We start from the raw sequence: 23645 nt of genomic DNA, 5'->3' as shown, positions 1-23645 counted from the left end.
ACGGCGCCCTCAGGCCTTCAACTTGTAGCCGAAGCCGCGGACCGTCTCGATCCGGTCCTGGCCGATCTTCGTCCGCAGTCGCTGCACATGGACGTCGACCACCCGTGTGTCCCCGCCCCATCCGTAGTCCCACACGCGCTCCAGCAGCTTGTCCCGGCTCAGCACCGTCCCCGGCGCGGACGAGAACTCCAGGAGCAGCCGCATCTCGGTGGGCGTCAGCGCCACCGGCGTGCCGCTCCGGGTCACCTCCATGCCCTCGGTGTCGATCTCCAGCTCGCCGAAGACGAGCACTCCGCCCTCCACCGGGGCGGCGTCCTCGGCCGCCGCCGCGCCGCCGCTCGCGTGCCCGAACCGGCGCAGCACCGCGCGGATACGGGCGACCAGCACGGCACCGTCGAAGGGCTTGGTCACATAGTCGTCGGCGCCGGCCTCCAGGCCGAGCACGACGTCGATCGAGTCGGCGCGCGCGGACAGCATGATGACCGGCACGGTCGACTCGTCACGGATGCGGCGGCACAGCGACACACCGTCGAGCCCGGGGACCATCACGTCCAGCAGGGCGATGTCGGGACGGTCGGCGCGGAAGGCCTCCAGGCCCGAGAGCCCGTCGGGCATGGCCGTGACCGCGAAGCCGTCGCGCTCCAGGGCGAGTTGTGTCGCCTCGCGGATGACGTCGTCGTCCTCGACGAACAGGACGTGGGTCTGCTCTGCCATCCGGCTGCTCCGCCCGTTCTCAGTTCGCGTCCGGGGCGGACGAGTTGGAGCCGCCCACCGCGTTGCTGTAGTCGTTGTGGATCCTGGACTGCTCGACGAAGCGCGTCGAGGACCAGCCGTAGGTGATCACTTCCTCGCTGGACGGGTACGACACCGGGTCGCCCTTCTTGTACAGCTGCTGGGTGACCACCAGATCGCCCCGGTCGATCTCGGCGTAGACCGGCGGCTCCTCGGCCTTGAAGACATTCTGGTACCGGCCGTTCTCCTCGCGGTAGACGTAGCTGCCGACACCCACGGCGTCGGCACAGGTCATCACGTTGATCACGACGTCGTTCGCGGACCCGCCGGTCAGGTTCCCGTACGACACGTCGACCGGGTACTCGTCGGCCACGCAGGGCTTCAGATCGCGCTTGACCGCGGCGCTGACCGTCGGGTCCTGCTTGACGATCTTGACCGCGTCCACGCGTTCGGCGGCCTTGGAGGGCGAGCCGGAGACGACGGGCTTGATGCTGCCCTTGGCGACTCCGTCCGTGCCCGCCGGCCCCTCGTCACGGGCACCGGTGCCGCCGGTGGCGCACGCGGTCAGGAAAAGGCCGAGGGCGGCGAGCGCGGCCACCGCCGAACTCCCCGCCTTCAGGGCCGTTCTGGCCCGGACTCCTAGGCCGCGCAACGCTCCCGCTCCTCACGTTCGAGCGCGCGGGCGTCCAGGTCGCGGCTCTCCAGCTCCTCGCGGAGCCGGGCCAGCGCCCGGTGCAGCGTGCTCTTGACCGTTCCGGCCGACATGCCGAGCGCGGCGGCCGTCTCCTCGGTGGACATCTGCTCCCAGTGTCGCAGCACCACGACACTGCGCTGCTTGGGTGCCAGGACCTTCATGATGTCCATCAGCAGCGCGCGGTCGGCGTGCTGCTCGGTGGCGTCCTCCACGCACGCGTCCGGCAGCTGCTCGGTGGGCACCTCTTCGAGCTTGCGGGCCCGCCACCACTCGGTCCGCGTATTGATCATCACCCGGCGCAGATAGGCGTCGGCGAGACGTTTGTCCGCGATGCCCTCCCAGCGGCCGTACGTCCGGACCAGCGCGGTCTGGAGCAGGTCCTGGGCGTCCACCGGGTCGGGGACCAGGCGGCGGGCACTGCGCAGCAGCGCGTCCTGCCGAGTGCGGACGTACTCCTCGAATTCGAGCACCTCGCCGTGCGCCATGATCAACCGCCTCCGTCCCCGTTTCCGACCCGCTTGCTGCCGGTTGTCCGTTGCCTGCGAACCGCCGCTCGGTCGCCGCCGGTCGGGCGGCACCTCCTTGCGGTACGGCACTGAAGCTACGGACGCGTTGTCACGGGGTTGTCCGAGACAGCCTGCGGCCAGCACTCGGCTGTCCGTCGGTTGTGTAACGGCTGTCAGTTCGGGGTAAAGGGAGGTGGTCCTATGTCCCGGTTGATCCGGTTATGACGTCTGCGCTAGGTGAGAGGCAGTCGATACAGACCGCCGGGAAGCGGTTCGACCAGACCGTCGGCGACGAGTCCGTCCAGCGCCCGCCCCCGCTGCACCGGTTCGTCCCACACCCGGTCGAGCGCGCTCTGCGGAACGGGCGCGTGCGCCTCCCGCAGGACGGCCAGCAGCTTGCCGCGCACCTGGCGGTCCGTGCCCGCGTACGTCTGGCCCTTGCGCGGCGGCCCGTCGTGCTCGGGCTTGCCGGCCAGCCGCCAGGCGCACCGGTCGGCGATCGGACAGCGGTGGCACGTCTCGTTCCTCGCCGTGCAGACCAGCGCGCCGAGCTCCATGGAGGCCGCGGCCCAGCGGGCCGCCGTGCCCTCGCCCTCGGGCAGCAGCGCCCGGGCGAGCCTGCGCTCGGCGGCGGTGGTGGCGTTCGGCGGGTACTGCACACCGGTGACGGCACGGGCGAAGACCCGGCGGACGTTCGTGTCCAGCACGGGATGGCGCTGGCCGTACGCGAACGAGGCGACCGCCGCCGCCGTGTACTCCCCGATGCCGGGCAGGGCCAGCAACTGCGCGTGATCCGTCGGTACGTCGCCGCCGTGCCGTTCCGTTATGGCAACCGCGGCGCCGTGCAGACGCAGGGCGCGGCGCGGGTAGCCGAGCCGCCCCCAGGCCCGGACGGCCTCGCCGGGCGCGTCCTGCGCCAGGTCGGCGGGGCGCGGCCAGCGGGCCAGCCACTGCTCGTACACCGGCAGGACGCGGTTGACCGGCGTCTGCTGGAGCATGAACTCGCTGACCATCACCGCCCAGGCGCCGGCGTCGGGATGCCGCCAGGGCAGATCCCGGGCGTGCTCGTCGAACCAGGCGATGACGGGGATGTGGAGGTCCTCGCCGGGGGCGTTGCGGAGGGGCCCGGTGGGCTTGGTGGGTGCAGTCATGACGATGTCGATCCTGCCATGCGGCGGTGGGGATACGGGGACGACTCCGGGGGCGGGCGGTGGTGAAAGACCGCATCCGGCGGCCGTGCGGATGCCGGAATGGATGTCCGCCTGGATGATGATCCGGAAAAGTTGCCGCCGGGGCGGCGGGTGGGGCCTGCCGCCCGGCCGATCTCTCGTAGAGTTTGCGCCGTGGGATCTCTGCGCAATCCGGTCGGGCCGCTACCCTCCACCATCTACTGGCGTCGGAGGGCCGTTCTGCTGTCCGTACTAGGGCTGTTGGCGCTGCTCACCGTCTGGGTGGTCGGCACCGGAGGCGGCGGCGGACACAACACCGCCGGCGGGTCGAACGGCAAGAATCCCGCCTCCTCGATCACGCCCGGGCCCTCGGGTACGGGCCCCGCGATCAGTCAACACCCGGGCGGACGCGACGAGTCGGGCGGCGGCGGTGACAACGGCGGCGGCTCAGGCGGTGGCGGGAGCGACGGCGGCGGAGGGTCGGACGGCACCGGTGACGGTTCCGGCGGCGACTCCTCGGGCGACGGCTCCACCGCGTCCGGCGGGAGCGCCGGAGGCGGTTCCGACGACGGGGCCAAGAACGGCGGCGGGGCGGCCGACCGGCTCCCGGCCGGCTCCACCGTCCCCAACTGCACCCCGGGCGATGTGAAGTTGACGCTCAAGAGCGTGCACAACAGCTACGCGCCCGGAGAGCAGCCCGAGATCCAGATCGTCGCCAAGAACACCTCGGGCAGCGACTGCAAGGTCGATCTCGGCCCGAAGAGCACGGTTCTGACGATCACTCAGTCCGGGAGCGACAAGGACATCTGGGCCTCCGACGACTGCCCGAAGGACCCCGCTGGCATCCTCTTCCGCGTACCGGCCCACGACCAGACCGTCCACACGGTGAAGTGGGACCGCAAGCCCGGAGCCCCCTCGTGCGCCACGCCCCCCTCGGGGTCGGCCCCCGCCGGCACCTACCTGGTCGAGGCGAAGGCGCCGGGACTGGCGAAGGCGCAGACGTCGTTCGTCCTGTCCAAGGACTGAGCCCCGGCCCGTCCGGGCACTGCCCGTCCCAGGGCCGGGCACCCCGGCCGGGGAGCACCCCCGGCCTCCGGGTACGACGCCCCGGCTCCCGGAACCGGACAGGACCTAGACGTAACGCTCCAGGATCGACGACTCCGCGAGACGGGACAGGCCCTCGCGGACGCTGCGCGCCCGCGCCTCGCCCACGCCGTCGACCGTCTGGAGGTCGTCCACGCTCGCGGCGAGCAGCTTCTGGAGCCCGCCGAAGTGCTCCACGAGCCGGTCGATGATCGCGCCCGGCAGACGCGGCACCTTGGCGAGCAGACGGAAACCGCGCGGAGAGACCGCGGAGTCCAGTGCCTCGGGGGAGCCGGTGTATCCCAACGCCTTGGCCACCGTGGACAGTTCGAGAAGCTCGGCATGGCTCAGCGCGTCCAGCTCGAACAGTGCCTCGTCGACCGTGCGGGAACGCTTGGCGGTCGGCTCGGGAACGTAGTCCCGGACGACCAGCTCGCGGTCGGGCTCGACGCCGGCGATCAGCTCGTCGAGCTGGAGGGTCAGCAGACGTCCGTCCGTGCCCAGCTCCACCACGTACTCGGCGATCTCGGTGGCGATGCGGCGCACCATCTCCAGCCGCTGGGCGACCGCGGAGACGTCCCGCACGGTGACCAGGTCTTCGATCTCCAGCGCCGACAGCGTGCCCGCGACCTCGTCCAGGCGCAGCTTGTAGCGCTCCAGGGTCGCGAGGGCCTGGTTGGCGCGGGAGAGGATCGCGGCCGAGTCCTCCAGGACCCGGCGGTGCCCGTCCACGTACAGCGCGATCAGGCGCATCGACTGCGAGACCGAGACCACGGGGAAGCCGACCTGCTTGCTCACCCGGTCCGCCGTGCGGTGCCGGGTGCCCGTCTCCTCCGTCGGGATCGTCGGGTCGGGCACGAGCTGCACACCGGCCCGGAGGATCTTGGTGATGTCCTTGTCGAGCACGATGCCGCCGTCGAGCTTGCACAGCTCGCGCAGCCGGGTCGCGGTGAACTCGACATCCAGGACGAATCCACCCGTGCACATCGCTTCGACGGTCTTGTCGGAGCCGAGCACGATGAGTCCGCCCGTATTGCCCCGGAGGATCCGCTCGAGCCCGTCGCGCAGTGCCGTGCCGGGTGCCACGGCGCTCAGTGAGGCGCGCATCAGGCCATCGGCACCGGAGCTCCCGCCGGACTTTCCGGGAGCTGCTGCCCGGTCGTTGGCTGCCACTGCACTCCTCCGGTCGCAGGTTTTCGGTCGCCCTCGTTTCGTACGGACGGGCGAGACCAGGGCAAAGTCTACCGGCGCTGCTCCTCGTCCCGTGGGGCCTCTCTGCGACGCGAGCGAGGAAGGACACTCAGAGCGGCGCCGATGTCGGCCACTTCCAGGACCTTCATCCCTGCCGGGACCTTGCCCGGATCGCTGGGTACGAGGGCGTGCGTGAAGCCCAGCCGGTGGGCCTCGGCCAGCCTGCGCTGGACCCCCGTGACCCGTCTGACCTCGCCCGCGAGCCCCACCTCGCCGATCGCCACGAGGTTCTTGGGCAGCGGGATGTCACTGGCGGCGGACGCCAGGGCGAGCGCGACGGCGAGGTCCGCGGCCGGCTCGGAGAGCTTCACGCCGCCGACCGTCGCGGAGTAGATGTCCCGCTTCCCGAGGGCGCTGATCCGGCCCCGCTGCTCCAGGACGGCGAGCATCATCGAGACGCGGGAGGTCTCCAGACCGGAGGTCGTCCGGCGCGGGGAGGGGATCTGGGAGTCCACCGTGAGCGCCTGGACCTCGGCGACCAGGGGACGGCGGCCCTCCAGCGTGACGGTCAGACAGGTGCCGGGGACGGGCTCGGCACGGCGGGTGAGGAAGAGCCCCGACGGGTCGGCGAGCCCGGTGATGCCCTCGTCGTGCAGCTCGAAGCAGCCGACCTCGTCCGTCGTCCCGTAGCGGTTCTTGACCCCGCGCACCAGCCGGAGGCGCGCGTGCCGGTCGCCTTCGAAGGACAGGACGACGTCCACGAGGTGTTCCAGCAGCCGGGGGCCCGCGATCGCCCCGTCCTTGGTGACATGGCCCACGAGCAGGGTGGACATGCCGCGCTCCTTGGAGGCGCGGATGAGCGCGCCCGCCACCTCGCGGACCTGCGCCATGCCACCGGGCGCGCCGTCGATCTCCGGGGAGGCCACGGTCTGCACGGAGTCCAGGATGAGCAGCGAGGGCTTCACCGCGTCCAAGTGGCCGAGGACCGCCGCCAGATCGGTCTCCGCGGCGAGATAGAGGTGGTCGTCGATCGCCTTGATGCGGTCTGCGCGCAGCCGCACCTGGCTCGCCGACTCCTCGCCCGTCACATACAGGGTGCGGTGTTCGTCACTCGCCGACTTGGCGGCCACGTCCAGCAGCAGCGTGGACTTGCCGACGCCTGGCTCGCCCGCGACGAGGACGACGGCCCCGGGGACGAGACCCCCGCCGAGGACACGGTCCAGCTCGGGCACGCCAGTGCTGCGGGCGGCGGCCTGACGGGCGTCGACCTGCCCGATGGGCAGCGCGGAGGTGGTGACCCGGCCCGGCGCGGTCGTGCGCACGGCGGGCGCGCCGTACTCCTCGACCGTCCCCCATGCCTGGCACTCGGCGCAGCGGCCGAGCCATTTGGCCGTCTGCCAGCCGCACTCGGTGCAGCGGTAGGACGGCCGGTCCTTCGCGGATTTCGTACGGGCAGCCATGACCGAACCGTAGCCGGACCCACTGACAACCCGGCACGCGCCGGTACGACCCCGCCCCGCCCCGGCTCCGCCACCCCCGCCCGGGCCGTCTCCGGCCCGTCCTCGCCCTGGCTCCGTCCCTGCCCCAGCCGCGCCCTCGCCCTGGTTTCGGCCGCGCCCGAGAGCCCCCGTGCCCCCTTCCCACCCCCGCGCGACCGGGCCCCGCGCGGGCCCGGAGCCGTCCCATCTGCCATGGAGTGCCATAGCGGCCGGTGACGGCCCAGGCCAGGGGTCGGAGGTTCCTGTCCTCTTATGAGGGATCGTTTCACCCGTACGGATTAAATGTGCTCAAGGGGGAGGAAGGCGCTGGCCCCGGGCACCTACGGTCGCACGGGTGATGAGCAGCAGTCCGGAGACCTCAACGCACACCACCGGCGCACACCGGGCGCACGGAACCGCGCGCAAGCGGGCGGCCGTGCCCCGCGGCGCGACCCCGCGCACGCTGGTCGAGCGTCCCCCCGCGCGTTACGAGCCCTATCTGGACGGCCTGTTCACCTACTGCCTGTCCGTGCTGTGCGACCACGACGCGGCCACCGCCGCCCTCGGCGACGCCCTCGCGCTCGCCGAGCGGCGCGGCCCGCGCGGCCCGGAGGCCGCCGGCGACCGCAGGGCCTGGCTCTACGCGCTCGCCCGCTGGTCCTGTCTGCGCAAGCTCACCGAGGCCCGGCGCAAGCGGCAGGCGGCCCACGCCACCGGGCGCTCCGCACCCCGGGGGAGCGGCCCCGCGGGAGCCCCGGGCGGGTCCCGTGACGCGGCGGCCCCCGGCAGGGCGCTCAAGGCAGCCGCCGACCGGCGCGCGGCCGAGGCGCTGAGCGCCGTTCCCGTGTCCGAGGAGGTCCAGGACCACCGGCGCCGCGAACTGAGCCTGCTGGCCTGGCCCGAGGCCGCCGGCACCAGCCCGGAACAGCGCGAGGCGCTGGAACTCGCGGTGCGCCACCAGCTCGCCGCCCACGAGGTCGCCGCCGTCCTCGGCATGGACCTGGCCGTGGCCCGCGAGCTGCTCGCCTCCGCCGCCTGCGAGGTCGAACGCACCCGCGCGGCGCTCGCCGTCGTGGAGACCGGCGCCTGCCCCAGCGTGGCCAGGCTCACCGGCGACAGCCTGCTCGTCCTGAGCACCACCCTGCGCGCCGAGCTGGTCCGGCACGTCGACGACTGTCCGCGCTGCCGCCGTACCGCCGAACGCGCGGTCCCCGGCGCCTGGCCCGGCACCAGCGTGACGCCCGCGGCGCTTCCCGTGCTCCGGGCCCCGCACGCGGCCCTTCACACGGCGATGGCGCACTCCCCGCGCGCGCGGGGCAGCGCCCCCCGGTTCGACCGGCGCGGCTTCCCGATGGACCCCAAGGACCACGCCGCCCGAAGAGACCGTCTGCGCGCGCGTGCCGTCACGACGACCATCGTCGCCACCGTCGTCGCCGCCCCCGTCCTCGCCCTGTGGGCCGCGTACCGGGGCGCGCCCCTGACCGGCGAGGGCGTGGACGGCCGCCCGGCCAGCACCAGCGGGGCCCAGGACTCCGAGGGCCTGAACGGCGGGCAGACGGGCGGCTACGAGAACGCGGGGAACGCCAGCGCGGGACCCGGCTCCGGCTTCGGCAAGGGCGGCGCCTCGGACGTCTCCGTCGAGGTCGTCAGCGCCCGCGGGACCACCCCGGGACATCTGTCGGTGGCGGCACGGACCAGCGGCGACACGACCCTGGTGACGCTGACCGCGTCCGGCAGCTCCCCGGTCCGCTGGTCCGCGCGCACGGGCGTGTCCTGGCTCTACCTCAGCCAGTCCTCGGGAACGCTCGACCCGGGCGCGTCGCTCACGGTCAAGGTGTACGTCGACCATCTGCGCGAGCCGGCGGGCCACTGGACGGCGCGGGTGGCGGTCGCCCCGGCGGGCGCGGTGGTCACGATCACCGGGTACGGGAAGGCGGGCCCGACCCGTCCCGGCGGGAGGCCGGATCCCTCCGCGAGCGCCCCGACCCCCTCGGGAGGGGTTTCCAGCCCGGCCGCGACGCCCAGCCCGGACCCGTCGCCGACCCCGCCCGACCCGACGCCGACGGACACCGCCACCGACCCGTCGTCCCCGGACCCGGGCACCTCCTCGGCCCCGCCCGGCGACGGCGGCGACCCGGGGACGGACAGGCCCTGAACCCCGGGCCCAGCCGCCGTACGGGACCACGGCACCCGGGCCTTCCCCGTCGCGGGATCAGTCCACGGGATCCGCGGGGTGCGGCGCCAGCAGCGGCAGCTGCGAGGCCAGCCGCTCCTCGCACAGCTGGACCAGACGGTCGTATCCCGCCTGGCCCATGAGCTCGATCAGCTCCGGCCGGTACGAGACGTACACCGGCTCGCCGGCACCGTGCGCCGAGGTCGCCGAGGTGCACCACCAGTGCAGGTCGTGCCCGCCCGGACCCCAGCCGCGGCGGTCGTACTCGCCGATGGAGACCTGGAGCACCCGGGTGTCGTCCGGCCGGTCGATCCACTCGTACGTACGCCGCACGGGCAGCTGCCAGCAGACGTCCGGCTTGGTCTCCAGGGGCTCGCGTCCCTCCTTGACGGCCAGGATGTGCAGCGAGCAGCCCGCGCCGCCGGGGAAGCCGGGACGGTTCTGGAAGATGCAGGACCCCTCGTACGGGCGGGTCTGGCGGTCGCCGTCCTCGTCCTTGGACACCCAGCCGGTCTCCACGCCCACGTCGTGGTGCTGCCAGATCTCCGGGGTGAGCCGGGCCACGTGCCCGGCGACGCGCTTCTCGTCGTCCTCGTCGGAGAAGTGGGCCCCGAGGGTGCAGCAGCCGTCGTCGGCGCGGCCCGCCTGGATGCCCTGGCAGCCGCTCCCGAAGATGCAGTTCCACCGGGAGGTCAGCCAGGTCAGATCGCAGCGGAAGACCTGCTCGTCATCGGCGGGATCGGGGAACTCCACCCACGCGCGGGCGAAGTCGAGTCCCTTCTCGTCGCCCTTGTTCACGGGCTTCCTGGACTTGGGGGCCTTCGCCTGCGCGGAGCCCGTGGCCGATTTGTCGGACTTCGCCTTTTTCGTCTTTGGCACGCGTCCAGGGTAAGTCGCTTCCGCCCCCTCCGGGGACGCCCCGGCGGAGGCGGGCAGGTCACCGTTCGACGTGGGCTTTCGCCCCGCCCCACGGGAACGGCCCTGCTGGCAGTAGCGTTCCGTACATGAGACTCGGTGTCCTCGACGTGGGTTCGAACACGGTGCATCTGCTGGTGGTCGACGCCCACCCCGGTGCCCGCCCGCTTCCCGCGCACTCGCACAAGGCCGAACTGCGGCTCGCCCAACTGCTCGACGAGAGCGGGGCGATCGGCCCCGACGGCATCGACAAACTCATCGAGACGGTCCACGACGCCCTGGAGGCCGCCGAGGACAAGGGCGTCGAGGCCCTGCTGCCGTTCGCCACCTCCGCCGTGCGCGAGGCGCGCAACGCCGACGAGGTCCTCGCCCGGGTCCAGGCCGAGACCGACGTCGAGCTCCAGGTCCTCACCGGCGCCGAGGAGGCACGGCTCACCTTCCTGGCGGCCCGCCGCTGGTTCGGCTGGTCCGCGGGCAAGCTGCTCGTCCTCGACATCGGCGGCGGCTCCCTGGAGATCGCGTACGGCATGGACGAGGAGCCGGACGCGGCCGTGTCGCTGCCGCTCGGCGCAGGCCGGCTCACCGCGGGCTGGCTGCCCACCGACCCGGCGGACCCGGCGGCCGTGCGGGCGCTGCGCCGGCACGTGCGGGCCCAGATCGCCCGGACGGTCGGGGAGTTCGCCCGGTTCGGCGCACCGGACCATGTGGTCGCCACCTCCAAGACCTTCAAGCAGCTCGCCCGGATCGCCGGCGCGGCCCGCTCCACCGACGGCCTGTACGTCCAGCGCGAGCTCAAGCGCCGCTCCCTGGAGGACTGGGTCCCCCGCCTCGCGTCCATGACGGCCGACGAGCGGGCCGCGCTCCCGGGCGTCTCCCCGGGCCGCTCCGGCCAGCTCCTCGCCGGCGCCCTGGTCGCCGAGGCCGCGATGGACCTCTTCGGCGTGGAAACCCTGGAAATCTGCCCCTGGGCCCTACGAGAGGGAGTAATCCTCCGCCGCCTGGACCAGATGGAATCGGAGTAGGTCAGGGCCCAGTCGCCCCCGAAAGGGGCGCGGGGAACGGCGCGCTCAGCCCCCCGCAAGGGAAAGCCGCCCACACCCCCTGCCCCCCACGGCGAGTGGGCGCCCCGCCCCTGGGCCCCTTGGAACGCCCGTGGGCCCAGCCGCCCCGAAGGGGGCGCGGGGAACGGCGCGCTCAGCCCCCTACAAGGGAAAGCCGCCCACACCCCCCGCCCCCCACGGCGAGTGGGCGCCCCGGTCACCCCCCTGATGCACCCCGTACGCTGTCCCTCGTGGCAGAACCAGTGGTGCGCATCCCGGATGCGAAGGTCGCCCTGTCCACGGCCTCCGTCTACCCGGAGTCGACCGCGACGGCCTTCGAGATCGCCGCACGCCTCGGGTACGACGGCGTCGAGGTCATGGTGTGGACCGACCCCGTCAGCCAGGACATCGACGCACTGCGCCGCCTCAGCGACTACCACCGCGTACCGATCCTCGCGGTTCACGCGCCCTGCCTGCTGATCACCCAGCGCGTCTGGTCCACCGACCCCTGGACCAAGCTCCAGCGCGCGAAGGCCGCCGCCGAGAAGCTCGGCGCGAGCACCGTCGTGGTCCACCCCCCGTTCCGCTGGCAGCGCCAGTACGCCCGTGACTTCGTCTCCGGGATCTGGCGCATGGCCGACGAGACGGACGTACGGTTCGCCGTCGAGAACATGTACCCCTGGCGCTACCGCGACCGCGAGATGCTCGCGTACGCCCCCGACTGGGACGTGACGAAGGACGACTACCGCCACTTCACGATCGACCTCAGCCACACCGCGACCGCCCGCACCGACGCCCTCCAGATGATCGACCGCATGGGCGACCGCCTCGGACACGTCCACCTCGCCGACGGCAACGGCTCCAACAAGGACGAGCACCTGGTCCCGGGCCGCGGCACCCAGCCCTGCGCCGAACTCCTGGACCGCCTCGCGCTCTCCGGCTTCGACGGCCACGTCGTCATCGAGGTCAACACCCGCCGGGCGATGTCCAGCGCGGAGCGCGAGGCCGACCTCGCCGAGGCCCTCGCCTACACCCGGCTCCACCTCGCCTCGGCCGTGAAGGTCCCCCGCGGATGACGGACGCCGCCCCCCGCCGCGGCCGGGGACGCCCCACCCGTACCCAGACGGAGGCGGGCCCCGCCACCCGCGACCGCATCCTGGAGGCGGCCCGCGAGGAGTTCTCCGAGCGCGGCTACGAGAAGACGTCCATCCGCGGCATCGCCAAGTCCGCCGGCGTGGACCCGGCCCTCGTGCACCACTACTTCGGCACCAAGGAGCGGGTCTTCGAGGCGGCCATCGAGGTCGCCTTCGCCCCCGCGCTCGACGCGCCCGAGAAGATCGTCGACGGTCCGCTCGACGACGTCGGCGAACGTCTGACCCGCTTCGTCCTCGGCATCTGGGAGAACCCCAGGAGCCGCACCCCGCTGCTGGCGATCGTCCGTTCCGCGGTGAACAACGACACCGCGGCCGCCGTCTTCCGCCGGCTCGTCGCCGCCCAGCTGCTGCGCCGCGTCGCGGGCCGGCTGGACGCCCCGGACGCCGAGCTGCGCGCGGAACTCGCGGCGGCCCAGCTGGTCGGCGTCGCGATGCTGCGCTACGTGATCAAGGTCGAGCCGCTGGCCTCGGTGGACCTGGAACGCATCGTGGCCAGGGTGGCACCCGTGGTCCAGGGCCACCTGACGAACCCCTGAGGCTCCGCCGAACCCGCGCGGCGCACACTCCGAACCCGAGCGGCGCACCCGGCGAGCCCGCGCGGCACCCGCCGAACCCATGAGCGAGCGGCGCCGTGGTTCCCCGGTGCACCCCGCCGACCTGCGCGGACGCCGTGCGCGGACAGCCGCTGGGCGAGACGTGTGTTCCGGGATGCGGACGCCCTGTCCGGATCCTGGAGCACCGGCGTACGCTCGACTTCAGATTTAACTCTCCGAAGGAGCGAGCGACGATGCCCGAGCTGAGGTCCCGCACAGTCACCCACGGCCGCAACATGGCGGGCGCACGCGCCCTTATGCGCGCCTCCGGTGTACCCGGCGCGGACATCGGACGGAAGCCGATCATCGCGGTCGCCAACTCCTTCACGGAGTTCGTGCCCGGTCACACCCACCTCCAGCCCGTCGGCCGGATCGTCAGCGAGGCCATCACGGCCGCCGGCGGCATCGCCCGCGAGTTCAACACGATCGCCGTCGACGACGGCATCGCGATGGGCCACGGCGGCATGCTGTACTCCCTGCCCTCCCGCGACCTGATCGCGGACTCGGTCGAGTACATGGTGGAGGCCCACTGCGCCGACGCCCTGATCTGCATCTCGAACTGCGACAAGATCACGCCGGGCATGCTCATGGCCGCCCTGCGCCTGAACATCCCGACGGTCTTCGTCTCCGGCGGCCCGATGGAGTCCGGCCGCGCCACCCTGGTCGACGGCACGGTCCGCACCCTCGACCTCGTCGACGCGATCTCCGACGCCGTGAACGACAAGATCTCGGACGAGGACATCCTCCGTATCGAGGAGAACGCCTGTCCGACCTGCGGCTCCTGTTCCGGCATGTTCACCGCCAACTCGATGAACTGCCTGACCGAGGCCATCGGCCTGAGCCTGCCCGGCAACGGCTCGGTCCTCGCCACGCACACCGCCCGCAAGGGCCTGTACGAGGACGCGGCCCGCACGGTCGTCGAGATCACGCGCCGCTACTACGACCAGGACGACGAGTCCGTCCTGCCGCGCAACATCGCCACCCACGCGGCCTTCGAGAACGCCATGGCCCTCGACATCGCCATGGGCGGCTCCACCAACACGATCCTGCACCTGCTGGCCGCCGCCCAGGAGGCGGGCGTCCCCTTCGGCCTGGACGAGATCAACGAGGTCTCGCGCCGGGTGCCGTGCCTCGCCAAGGTCGCCCCGAACGTCGCCAAGGACCGCACGTACTACATGGAGGACGTGCACCGCGCCGGCGGCATCCCGGCCCTCCTCGGCGAACTGCACCGCGCGGGCCTGCTCAACGAGGACGTCCACTCCGTCCACAGCCCGTCCCTGTCGGACTGGCTGAAGACCTGGGACGTGCGCGCCGGTTCCCCGTCCCCCGAGGCGATCGAGCTGTGGTACGCGGCCCCCGGCGGCGTCCGCTCCTCCGAGGCCTTCTCCCAGTCCGAGCGCTGGGAGGCGCTCGACCAGGACGCCGAGGGCGGCTGCATCCGCTCCGCCGAGCACGCCTACTCCAAGGACGGCGGCCTGGCGGTCCTCAAGGGCAACCTCGCCGTCGACGGCTGCGTCGTGAAGACGGCCGGCGTGGACGAGTCCATCTGGACCTTCGAGGGCCCGGCGGTCGTCTGCGAGTCGCAGGACGAGGCCGTCGACAAGATCCTCAAGAAGCAGATCACGCACGGCGACGTCGTCGTCATCCGCTACGAGGGCCCCAAGGGCGGCCCCGGCATGCAGGAGATGCTCTACCCGACGTCCTTCCTCAAGGGCCGCGGCCTCGGCAAGACCTGCGCCCTGATCACCGACGGCCGCTTCTCCGGCGGCACTTCGGGCCTGTCGATCGGCCACGCCTCCCCGGAGGCCGCGTCCGGCGGCACCATCGCGCTCGTCCGCGACGGCGACCGCATCCGCATCGACATCCCCAACCGCTCCATCGAACTGCTCGTGACCGACGAGGAGTTGGCGACCCGCCGCGAGGCCCTGAACGGCGTCTACGCCCCCGCGAACCGCGAGCGCAAGGTCTCGGCCGCCCTTCGCGCCTACGCGGCGATGGCGACGAGCGCGGACAAGGGCGCGGTGCGGGACGTCTCGAAGCTGGGCTAGCCCGCCCGGCCCCGCCGGGCCGCCGAGACTGCGTTGAAGGGGGCCGTCCCAGCCGGGGCGGCCCCCTTCACGTCTCACCACCCCGAGGGATCCCGCCCGTCGACCGCGAAGAGGGTGCCGTCGGGGGCGGTGGCGTAGACGTGGGTGCCGGTGGTGAGGGGGGCCGGGAGCACGTCGGCCAGCGAACCCCGGCTTCCGCCCAGGCGCGCCTTGGTCTGGCCGAGCAGCACGCCACGTGCGGTGTCGACCGCGAGGAGCCGCCCGTCCAAGGCGCTCAGATACAGCCGGCCGCCGGCCAGCACGGGAGCCGACGACCAGCTGACGGACGTCTCCAGCCGCCACAGCTGCGCCGAGGTCCGGGCGCTCACTGCCACCAGCGTTCCGCCGTCGGCCAGCAGGTACGCCGTGTCCCCGCTCACGGCCGCTTGCACTCCGGGGAGCGCCACGGGCAGCTTGACGCGTCGGGTCGTCCGGCCGGCGACGTCGTAGCGCACGACGGCTTCGGTGTACTGCTGGTCGTCCGTGGCGGTGAACCAGAGCACCCCGGCCCGGGCCTGCACGAGATTCAGTCCGTGGTCCAGATCCCGTCGCCACCGCACGGCGCCGGTCCCGGGATCGACCGCGACCACCCGGGTCCGGCTCCCGGCCGGCGAGACGGCGTACGCGAGCCCGTCCCCGTACGCGGCGAACCTCGGCGACGCCACCCCCGCGAGGGTGTGCTGCCACAGCGTCCGTCCGGTCGCCGCGTCGAGCGCCGTGACCCGTGCGTCGCGACCGGTGAGCAGGACGACGGCACCGGCGTGGGCGATCCCGCCCTCGTAGCGGGTGGTGTCACGGTCCCAGCGGGTCTTTCCCGTGGCCGGATCCAGCGCCGTCAGCCGGTGCCCGCCCCGGCCGAGGACATGGAGCAGCCCGCCCGACAGAACCGGCGCGGGCGGTACGTCGGCGCTTCGCGCTCCAGGGTCCGGCCGTGACCACAGCACCCTGCCGTTCGTGGCGTCGACGGCCACGGCCAGCGTGCCGGGCCGCACGCAGTACAGCCGGTGCGCGTCGTACGCGCAGCGAGGCTGGCCCGTGGCCTTCGTACCGGCCGCGGCCGGGTTCACCTCCCACGGTGCGAAGCCGTCGCTCTTCGACGGCTGCGCCACACGCTTCTCCGCCACCGGGGCCTTCGTCCCGCCGAACCGCGTCAAGGCGCCGGCCGCGACGACGGCGACGACGAGTCCCGCCACGGCGAGAGCGGCGAACAGCCGCCGTCGCCGCCGGCCGTCCCGCTTCCCGGCGGCCGCGTGGGTGAGATCCTCCGAGCCCTCCGGGCGCTCGTGCCGTGGCCGCGGGACCGCCTTCCGCGCGGGAGGCGCCGAATCCCTTTCCCCGGTGCGCTGTTCGGGGATGAAGGCACGGGTCTCGTACGAGGCCGAGACCGAGCGCAGCGCGGTCATCAGCTCGTCCGGGGTGGGCCGGTCCTCGGGCTCCTTGGCGAGGCAGCGGGAGACCAGGTCGAGCAGTTCCTCCGGCACGCCGGTCAAGTCGGGCTCGTCGTGCACGACTTGGTAGGCGACCAGATAGGGGCTGTCCGAGTCGAAGGGCCCGCTCCCGGTGGCCGCGTGCACGATCACCGACCCGAGGGCGAACACGTCCGCCGCCGGTCCCACGTGCCGCGGCCTGCTGAACTGCTCCGGCGCCATGAACGGCGGCGTGCCGATCAACTTGCCCGTCTCCGTACGCAGTTCACTGTCGGCGGGGCGCGAGATGCCGAAGTCGATGACCTTCGGTCCGTCGTCCGCCAGCAGGACGTTGCTGGGCTTGAGGTCGCGGTGCACGACCCCGGCCCGGTGAATGTCCCGCAGGGCCTCGGCGAGCCCGGCCATCAGATGGCGCAGCCGGTCCGTGGGCAGCGCGCCGCTCCGCTTCACGTGTTCGGCGAGGGTCGGCCCCGGGATGAACAGCGTTGCCATCCACGGGTGTTCGGCGTCCGGGTCGGCGTCCACCACGGGCGCGGTGAAGGCACCGCTGACCCGGCGCGCGGCCGCGACCTCCTGACGGAACCGCCCCCGGAACTCGGGGTCCTGAGAGAACTCGGCGTGTACGACCTTGACGGCCAGCCGCAACCCGGAGGCGGAACGCGCCAGATGCACGATTCCCATGCCACCGGAGCCCAGTCTCGCCTCCAGCAGGTACTGCCCGGCGTAGCGCGGATGTTCCGCTTCCGAGTCCGTACCGGTGCTGCGCTGTGGCGGCATCACTCACCCCCGTGGGATCGACCGCATGCGCGACGCGCAGAGCCTAGTCGATCCTTCGTACGAAACCCCGGCGGCTTGCTAGCCTCGGCGCGCGCCGCGTTTCTGGCGCGAATCCATCCACGGGGGAGATCGACATGGCCAGGGAAGACGTCGTCATCACGGACTCGGCGGAGACCGCGGAAGCGGAACCGCTCGCCGCCGCGACGATCCGCACCTATCCGCTCGCGCCGGGGCACAACGTCAACGTGCGCAGCGGCCCCGGCACCCACTACCCGGTCGTCCGCACGCTGTCGGCCGGATCGAGCATCCCCATCCGCTGCCAGTGCCAGGGAGAGTCCGTCACCGGCCCGTACGGGACCTCGACCATCTGGGACAACATCGCCAACGGCCAGTTCGTCTCCGACGCCTACGTCCAGACCGGCAGCGACGGCTACGTCGCCGCCAAGTGTTCCTGACCACTCCCTGAGCCCCGGGCACCCGCGGCGGCGGGCCGGGCTCCAGGCCGGGCGATAATCGTCGGGTGAGCGACGAGACCAGCACCGGAACCGGCACTCCCGCGGGGCCCCAGCCCGAGCCCCTGCGGTTCTTCGGGACGACCTGGGTGGAGCACGACGGCGGCTACACCGCCCGCCGGATCGGCGTGGCCGTCGGCTCGCCGCTCGCGGCGGTGGCCTCCTGCTTCGTGCTCCGCTTCGCCTACCAGGGCCTGACCATCGGGAACGTGGGCACCCTCGTGACCGTCATGGTCGTGGTGATGTTCGCGGTGTGCACCGCGCTCGCCTTCGGCCACACCTGGGAGTCCTTCTCCAAGCGTCCCGATCCCGAACGCAGGGCCAAGCTGCGCGGTCTCCTCACGATCGGTTTCGTCGGCTCCCTCCTCGCCTACTCCCTCCGCTCCTTCTTCGAGGCCCCGGGGGAGAAGCTCCATCGCGAGGAGTACGAGACGGCGAAGGAGCAGTACATCCGCCGCACCACGCGCCGCGCCGGCAACCCCGCGAAGCGCCGCCGCCGCGCCTGACCAGGGCCGGGTGACGATCCCGGGCCGGGGCTGACCCGGGCCGACCGCCGCTCGCCACCCCCTACCGCCGCTCGCCACCCCCCGTCCGCCGCGGCAGAAAACCCCCTGTCCCGGCCCCCCACCGCCCGCGATCATGACCCCATGACGCCTTCCTCGTCGCCCTCTCACGGCACCACCCCCGGCACCCCCTCCGCTCCTTCCGGAGCCGACCGGTACGCCGCACGGGCCCGTTCCTTCGACGCCGTCGCGGCGCAGTACGCCGCCAACCGTCCCTCGTACCCGCCCGCCCTCCTCGACGCCGTCGAAGCACTCGCGGGCCGGTCCCTGAGCGGGATCAGGGCCGCCGACGTGGGCGCCGGCACCGGCATCTCCACCGGGCTCCTGCACGGCCGCGGCGCCGACGTCCTCGCCGTGGAGCCCGGCCCGGGCATGGCCGCCGAGTTCCGCCGCGTCCACCCCCGCATCCCGATCGTCCGGGGCAGCGGCGACGCCCTGCCCCTCGCGACCGCCTCCATGGACCTCCTCACCTACGCCCAGTCCTGGCACTGGACCGAACCGCGCCGCTCGGTGCCGGAGGCCCTGCGCGTGCTGCGTCCCGGCGGGGCCCTCGCCCTCTGGTGGAACACCGAGGCGCTCGACGTGCCGTGGATCGAGGCGGCGGCCCGGCGCGCAGGGCGTTTCCTCGGCCTGGACGAGAAGGCGGAGAAGGCGGAGAAGGACGAGAAGGACGAGAAGGACATGAGGACGGAGAGGAGTCCCGGTGGCGCCCGCCCCGCGCACTCGCTCGCCGCCGACCCCAGCGGCACCCTCTCCTTCGAGCACCGCCGGGTCCGCTGGAGCCGGAGCGTCCCGGTCGACACCCGTCTCGCCAACATCGGCAGCCACTCGCAGTTCCTGATCCTCGACGAGGAGGCCACCGCACCGTTCTTCGCCGAGGAACGGAACCACCTCCTCCAGGCCTTCCCGGAAGGGTTCCTGGAGGAGACCTACGTCGTGGAACTGCTGGTGGCGATCCGCCCGTGATCCCGGCCGTGAATCCGGGCCTGATCACGCCCGGGATCCCGCCCGTGATCCCGTACGTGATTCAGCCCGCGATCCCGGGCGTGAACCCGTACGTGATCACGCCCGGCGGCCCCCGCCGTTCGGCCCCCGCCCCGGTACCGCGCGGCCCTTGACCCGCGTATCCCGCGAGAGGAATATTCATCACGCGATGATTATTCGTCCGCGTCCGCCCGACCCCACAGGAACACCCGTGTCCCTTTCCCCGCCCGCCGTCCGCGCCGAAGGCCTCACGGTCGTCCGCGGCACCCGCACCGTCCTGCACGGACTCGACTTCACCGTCCCCCGCGGCCAGATCACCGGCCTGCTCGGCCCCTCCGGCTGCGGAAAGTCCACGCTGATGCGCGCGACCGTCGGCACCCAGGCCAAGGTCGGCGGCACCCTCGAAGTCCTCGGCCTCCCCGCGGGCGACGCCGCCCTGCGCTCCCGCATCGGCTACGTCACCCAGGCGCCCTCCGTCTACGACGACCTGAGTGTCCGCCAGAACCTCGACTACTTCGCCGCGATCCTCGACCCGGGCCGGGCCGCCGCCGAACGCCGTCACGCGGACGTCACCCGCGTCATCGCCGACGTCGACCTCACCTCCCACGCCGACTCCCTCGCCGGCAACCTCTCCGGCGGCCAGCGCAGCCGCGTCTCGCTCGCCGTCGCCCTCCTCGGGGCCCCGGAACTCCTCGTCCTCGACGAACCCACCGTCGGCCTCGACCCCGTCCTGCGCCGCGACCTGTGGAGCCTGTTCCACTCCATCGCGCAGGAGCGCGGCACGACCCTGCTCGTCTCCTCCCACGTCATGGACGAGGCCGAGCGCTGCCACCGGCTCCTGCTGATGCGCGAGGGCGGGATCCTCGCCGACGACACCCCCGACGCCCTGCGCGAACGGACCGGCTCGGACACCGTCGAAGCCGCGTTCCTGCACCTCGTGGACGAGGCGGTCGCCGCCGCCCGGCAGCCCGCGCCGGCCACGGAAGCGAACGCCCCGGTCCCCGGCCCCGACTCCCGCGAGGAGACCGCACGATGAGTTCCACCGCGGCCACCAGCCCCACTCCGCCCGCCGCACCCGAGCCGCACGCCACCCCGGGAAGGCCGGCCCAGGCCGCCCGCCCGAGCGCGCTCAACCTCTCCCGTACGACGGCCACCGCGGCCCGCGCCCTGCGCCAGCTCCGGCACGACCCGCGCACCATCGCGCTGATGATCCTCGTCCCCTGCGTGATGCTCGTCCTGCTCCGCTACGTCTTCGACGGCAGCCCCGGCACCTTCGACTCCATCGGCGCGTCCCTGCTCGGGATCTTCCCGCTGATCACGATGTTCCTGGTGACCTCGATCGCGACCCTGCGCGAGCGCACGTCCGGCACCCTCGAACGCCTCCTCGCCATGCCCATGGGCAAGGGCGACCTGATCGCCGGCTACGCCCTCGCCTTCGGCGCGCTCGCGATCATCCAGTCGACCCTGGCCACCGGACTCGCGGTCTGGGTCCTCGGCCTGGACGTCACCGGCTCCCCCTGGCTCCTGCTGCTGGTGGCCCTCCTCGACGCCCTCCTCGGAACGGCCCTCGGCCTCTTCGTCTCGGCGTTCGCCGCCTCGGAGTTCCAGGCCGTCCAGTTCATGCCGGCGGTGATCTTCCCGCAGCTCCTGCTGTGCGGCCTGTTCACCCCGCGCTCCGACATGCACCCCGTACTGGAGGCGATCTCCGACGTCCTCCCGATGTCGTACGCGGTCGACGCCATGAACGAGGTCCTCAGGCACACCGACATGACCGCCATCTTCGTACGGGACGTACTGATCGTCGCCGGGAGCGCGCTCCTGGTCCTGGGGCTCGGAGCGGCGACCCTGCGACGCCGGACGCCGTAGTACGCCGGTGCGCCGCGGCGGCCCACGCCGCAGTGCGCCGCGGCGGCCCACGGTCGTGGGCGGGCGGGGCGGACGATGGGCGGACGGTGGGCGGCCAGGCCCCGTCCGCCCACCGGACATCCCGCCCGCCCCCATGATCCCGGTGGGAGGATGAACCCGGACGACCCAACTCCCGGAGGGCACCCGCACCATGCCTCAGAAAGTCGCAGTCCTCGGCACCGGCAAGATCGGCGAAGCCCTGCTCAGCGGAATGATCCGAGCCGGCTGGGCCCCCACCGACCTCCTGGTCACCGCCCGCCGGCCGGAGCGGGCCAGGGAACTCCAGGAACGGCACGGCGTCACCCCGGTCGGCAACGCCGAGGCGGCGAAGACCGCCGACACCCTGATCCTCACGGTCAAGCCCCAGGACATGGGCGCCCTCCTGGACGAACTCGCCCCCCACATCCCCGCGGACCGCCTGATCATCAGCGGCGCTGCGGGCATCCCGACCTCCTTCTTCGAGGAGCGGCTGGCCCCGGGCACGCCCGTCGTCCGCGTCATGACGAACACCCCCGCCCTCGTGGACGAGGCCATGTCCGTCATCTCCGCGGGCAGCCACGCCACCGCCGAGCACGTGGCGTACGCGGAGGAGGTCTTCGGCGCCGTCGGTAAGACCCTCCTGGTCCCCGAGTCGCAGCAGGACGCCTGCACCGCGCTCTCCGGTTCGGGACCCGCGTACTTCTTCTACCTGGTCGAGGCCATGACGGACGCGGGCATCCTGCTCGGCCTCCCCCGGGACAAGGCGCACGACCTGATCGTCCAGTCCGCGATCGGCGCCGCCGTGATGCTCCGCGACAGCGGCGAGCACCCGGTCAAGCTCCGCGAGAACGTCACCTCTCCCGCGGGCACCACGATCAACGCGATCCGCGAGCTGGAGAACCACGGCGTACGCGCCGCGCTCATCGCCGCGCTGGAAGCGGCCCGCGACCGCAGCCGCGAACTCGCCTCCGGCAACAGCTGACCCGCGCACCACCGGCTCCGACCGGCCCCCGCGCACCGAGCAGCCCTCGGCGCCCGGGGGCCTGGTCCGGTTCATCCGGCCGTCGGCGCCAGCAGGCCGATGGCCTCGTACGCCGAGTCCACCGTCGGCCGCGCCATCTCCCTGGCCCGCCGTGCCCCGTCCCGCAGCACCGCCTCCACGTACGAGGGATCGGCGCACAACCGCTGATGCCGCTCCTGCAGGGGCCTGAGCAGTTCGACCACGGCGTCGGCTGTGTCCTTCTTCAGAGCGCCGTACGAGGTGTACCCACCGCTGAGCGTTTCCGGGTCCCCGCCCTCGCACGCGGCGAGGATCTCCAGCAGATTCGAGACCCCGGGCCGCTCCTCCGGGTCGTACGCGACCTCCTGCCCGCTGTCCGTCACCGCGCGCATGATCTTCTTCCGTACGACGTCGGGCTCGTCGAGCAGATAGACGACACCGGGTCCGACGTCGTCGCTCTTGCCCATCTTCGACGTCGGCTCCTGAAGGTTCATGACCCGGGCAGCGATCGCCGGCCGGGTCGCCCGGGGCACCACGAAGGTGTGTCCGTAGCGCTGGTTGAACCGCACCGCCAGATCCCGGGTCAGCTCGACGTGCTGGGTCTGGTCGTCGCCGACCGGCACCTCGTCGGTGCCGTACGCCAGGATGTCGGCCGCCATCAGCACGGGATACGTCAGCAGCGACAGCCGCACGCTCCCGCCGCGTTTCCGCTCCTGCGCGGCCTTCTCCTTGTACTGGATCATCCGCCGCATCTCGCCGTCGGTCGCGACGCACTCCAGCAGGTACGACAGCCGGGCGTGCTCGTCCACATGACTCTGTACGAACACGGTGCACAGCTCGGGATCGAGCCCCGAGGCCAGCAGCAGGGTCGCCGCCTGCCTGCTGAGCCTGCGGACCCGCCCCGGATCGTGGTCCACGGTCAGCGCGTGCAGATCGACGATGCAGAACAGGGCCTCGGCCCGGTGCTGGTCGGTCTCCGCCCAGCGGCGCACGGCACCCAGGTAGTTCCCCAGCGTCAGATGCCCGGTCGGCTTGACCCCGCTGAAGATCCGCGTCATCTCTCAACCTCCTGGTCGAGGCCGCCGCGCCCGCCGGCCGGCTCCCCAGGAGGGAAACAAGAACGGCCGCCGAGGCGGCGGCCGTTGAGTACATACGTGTGTACGGCCGCCGTCAGGCGGCCCACCACTGCTGGGTGCACGTACGCGTAGTCATGGACGTCAGCGTACGCCTCGGGTGGACCGCCCGGACCTCGGTTGACACGACCCGGGCCCATCCGTAGTGTTCTCCGAGTTGTCCGACGTGAGCGCCGACTCCGGTCGGTCCCCGGACAGCCATTCCGCACCAGCATTCAACGATCGACGACTCGTCGTCGGCTCGTTTTCATGCATGTTTGCGAAATGAGGATTCCGCGTTCGAAAGAGCGCGACCCCGATTAGCTCGGGGGTCCGGAATCCGCTAATGTCTCACTCGTCGGAACGGCCCAACAGCCGAGATGACAAGCCCCGCTGACTGGGAGTCAGGCCCGAAAGGATCTGATAGAGTCGGACTCGCCGGAAAGGGAAACGCGAAAGCGGAAACCTGGAAAGCACCGAGGAAATCGGATACGGAAACGGTCTGATAGAGTCGGAAACGCAAGACCGAAGGGAAGCGCCCGGAGGAAAGCCCGAGAGGGTGAGTACAAAG

21 protein-coding genes are annotated in these 23645 nt (G+C 72.4%); 12 read left to right on the top strand and 9 right to left on the bottom strand.

What is annotated here, in order from left to right; translation table 11 throughout:
* Positions 1-9: 9 nt before the first annotated feature.
* The 4 genes from cseB to ACFWI4_RS36530 form a co-directional block, all read right to left on the bottom strand.
* Positions 10-714 (bottom strand): two-component system response regulator CseB, encoded by a 705-nt coding sequence (gene cseB / locus ACFWI4_RS36545; protein WP_385398782.1) that lies wholly within the window; start codon positions 712-714, stop codon positions 10-12.
* A 19-nt stretch (positions 715-733) separates the two neighbouring features.
* The gene (locus tag ACFWI4_RS36540) at positions 734-1384 is read right to left on the bottom strand and encodes a hypothetical protein (protein WP_385398784.1); all 651 of its coding nucleotides are present in this window, start codon (positions 1382-1384) and stop codon (positions 734-736) included.
* On the bottom strand, positions 1372-1911 hold the full coding sequence (locus ACFWI4_RS36535) for a SigE family RNA polymerase sigma factor (RefSeq protein ID WP_339130720.1): 540 nt from the start codon (positions 1909-1911) through the stop codon (positions 1372-1374). Before ACFWI4_RS36535 ends, ACFWI4_RS36540 begins: the two co-directional genes overlap by 13 nt.
* Positions 1912-2165: 254 nt before the next feature.
* Positions 2166-3083, bottom strand: coding sequence for an A/G-specific adenine glycosylase (locus ACFWI4_RS36530; protein ID WP_387205379.1), 918 nt, complete (start codon positions 3081-3083; stop codon positions 2166-2168).
* A gap of 192 nt (positions 3084-3275) precedes the next feature.
* Between ACFWI4_RS36530 and ACFWI4_RS36525 the strand changes: the two genes are divergently transcribed.
* Entirely contained in the window at positions 3276-4127 is an 852-nt protein-coding gene (locus ACFWI4_RS36525) for a hypothetical protein (RefSeq protein WP_387205377.1), read from the top strand.
* 105 nt (positions 4128-4232) lie between these two features.
* Here the strand turns inward: ACFWI4_RS36525 and disA are convergent, their stop codons facing one another.
* Entirely contained in the window at positions 4233-5357 is a 1125-nt protein-coding gene (gene disA, locus ACFWI4_RS36520; RefSeq protein ID WP_037625884.1) for a DNA integrity scanning diadenylate cyclase DisA, read from the bottom strand.
* Between the two features lie 68 nt (positions 5358-5425).
* Complete coding sequence (gene radA / locus ACFWI4_RS36515) at positions 5426-6835, bottom strand: DNA repair protein RadA (RefSeq protein WP_387205375.1); 1410 nt, start codon at positions 6833-6835, stop codon at positions 5426-5428.
* A gap of 376 nt (positions 6836-7211) precedes the next feature.
* Between radA and ACFWI4_RS36510 the strand changes: the two genes are divergently transcribed.
* Positions 7212-9008, top strand: a complete 1797-nt coding sequence (locus tag ACFWI4_RS36510) for a hypothetical protein (RefSeq protein WP_387205373.1) — start codon at positions 7212-7214, stop codon at positions 9006-9008.
* A gap of 57 nt (positions 9009-9065) precedes the next feature.
* Here the strand turns inward: ACFWI4_RS36510 and ACFWI4_RS36505 are convergent, their stop codons facing one another.
* Entirely contained in the window at positions 9066-9905 is an 840-nt protein-coding gene (locus ACFWI4_RS36505; RefSeq protein WP_387205371.1) for a hypothetical protein, read from the bottom strand.
* Between the two features lie 125 nt (positions 9906-10030).
* Here ACFWI4_RS36505 and ACFWI4_RS36500 point away from each other — a divergent pair, with 125 nt between their 5' ends.
* From ACFWI4_RS36500 to ilvD, 4 genes are all read left to right on the top strand, one after another.
* Positions 10031-10963, top strand: coding sequence for a Ppx/GppA family phosphatase (locus ACFWI4_RS36500; RefSeq protein WP_385398799.1), 933 nt, complete (start codon positions 10031-10033; stop codon positions 10961-10963).
* 269 nt (positions 10964-11232) lie between these two features.
* Positions 11233-12057 carry a sugar phosphate isomerase/epimerase family protein gene (locus ACFWI4_RS36495; protein WP_385398801.1) on the top strand — a complete coding sequence of 275 codons (825 nt, stop codon included), beginning with the start codon at positions 11233-11235 and terminating at the stop codon, positions 12055-12057.
* A complete protein-coding gene (locus ACFWI4_RS36490; protein WP_385398803.1) occupies positions 12054-12671 on the top strand; it encodes a TetR family transcriptional regulator in 618 nt (205 codons plus the stop codon). The genes ACFWI4_RS36495 and ACFWI4_RS36490 overlap by 4 nt, the downstream gene beginning before the upstream one ends.
* Before the next feature lie 251 nt (positions 12672-12922).
* A complete protein-coding gene (gene ilvD / locus ACFWI4_RS36485) occupies positions 12923-14776 on the top strand; it encodes a dihydroxy-acid dehydratase (RefSeq protein ID WP_387205368.1) in 1854 nt (617 codons plus the stop codon).
* 74 nt (positions 14777-14850) lie between these two features.
* On the opposite strand, the gene ACFWI4_RS36480 is transcribed toward ilvD, so the two are convergent.
* Positions 14851-17019 (bottom strand): serine/threonine-protein kinase, encoded by a 2169-nt coding sequence (locus tag ACFWI4_RS36480; protein WP_387205366.1) that lies wholly within the window; start codon positions 17017-17019, stop codon positions 14851-14853.
* 134 nt (positions 17020-17153) lie between these two features.
* Here ACFWI4_RS36480 and ACFWI4_RS36475 point away from each other — a divergent pair, with 134 nt between their 5' ends.
* The 6 genes from ACFWI4_RS36475 to proC all read left to right on the top strand — a co-directional run bounded on the left by ACFWI4_RS36475 (position 17154) and on the right by proC (position 21944).
* Positions 17154-17474 carry a peptidase gene (locus ACFWI4_RS36475; protein WP_387205364.1) on the top strand — a complete coding sequence of 107 codons (321 nt, stop codon included), beginning with the start codon at positions 17154-17156 and terminating at the stop codon, positions 17472-17474.
* Between the two features lie 65 nt (positions 17475-17539).
* Entirely contained in the window at positions 17540-18037 is a 498-nt protein-coding gene (locus tag ACFWI4_RS36470; RefSeq protein ID WP_387205362.1) for an EamA/RhaT family transporter, read from the top strand.
* A gap of 141 nt (positions 18038-18178) precedes the next feature.
* The gene (locus ACFWI4_RS36465) at positions 18179-19060 is read left to right on the top strand and encodes a class I SAM-dependent methyltransferase (protein WP_387205360.1); all 882 of its coding nucleotides are present in this window, start codon (positions 18179-18181) and stop codon (positions 19058-19060) included.
* A gap of 187 nt (positions 19061-19247) precedes the next feature.
* On the top strand, positions 19248-20114 hold the full coding sequence (locus tag ACFWI4_RS36460) for an ABC transporter ATP-binding protein (RefSeq protein WP_387205358.1): 867 nt from the start codon (positions 19248-19250) through the stop codon (positions 20112-20114).
* The gene (locus ACFWI4_RS36455; RefSeq protein ID WP_387205356.1) at positions 20111-20944 is read left to right on the top strand and encodes an ABC transporter permease; all 834 of its coding nucleotides are present in this window, start codon (positions 20111-20113) and stop codon (positions 20942-20944) included. Before ACFWI4_RS36460 ends, ACFWI4_RS36455 begins: the two co-directional genes overlap by 4 nt.
* Before the next feature lie 190 nt (positions 20945-21134).
* Entirely contained in the window at positions 21135-21944 is an 810-nt protein-coding gene (gene proC / locus ACFWI4_RS36450; protein ID WP_326786285.1) for a pyrroline-5-carboxylate reductase, read from the top strand.
* Positions 21945-22015: 71 nt separating this feature from the next.
* On the opposite strand, the gene trpS is transcribed toward proC, so the two are convergent.
* Positions 22016-23020, bottom strand: a complete 1005-nt coding sequence (gene trpS / locus ACFWI4_RS36445) for a tryptophan--tRNA ligase (protein ID WP_387205353.1) — start codon at positions 23018-23020, stop codon at positions 22016-22018.
* Positions 23021-23645 lie beyond the last annotated feature (625 nt).

Origin of the sequence: Streptomyces sp. NPDC127038 (assembly GCF_042725875.1) — a bacterium.
Lineage (GTDB): Bacteria > Actinomycetota > Actinomycetes > Streptomycetales > Streptomycetaceae > Streptomyces.
The sequence above is the reverse complement of the archived record's forward strand: the minus strand, read 5'-3'. Positions and strand labels throughout refer to the sequence as shown.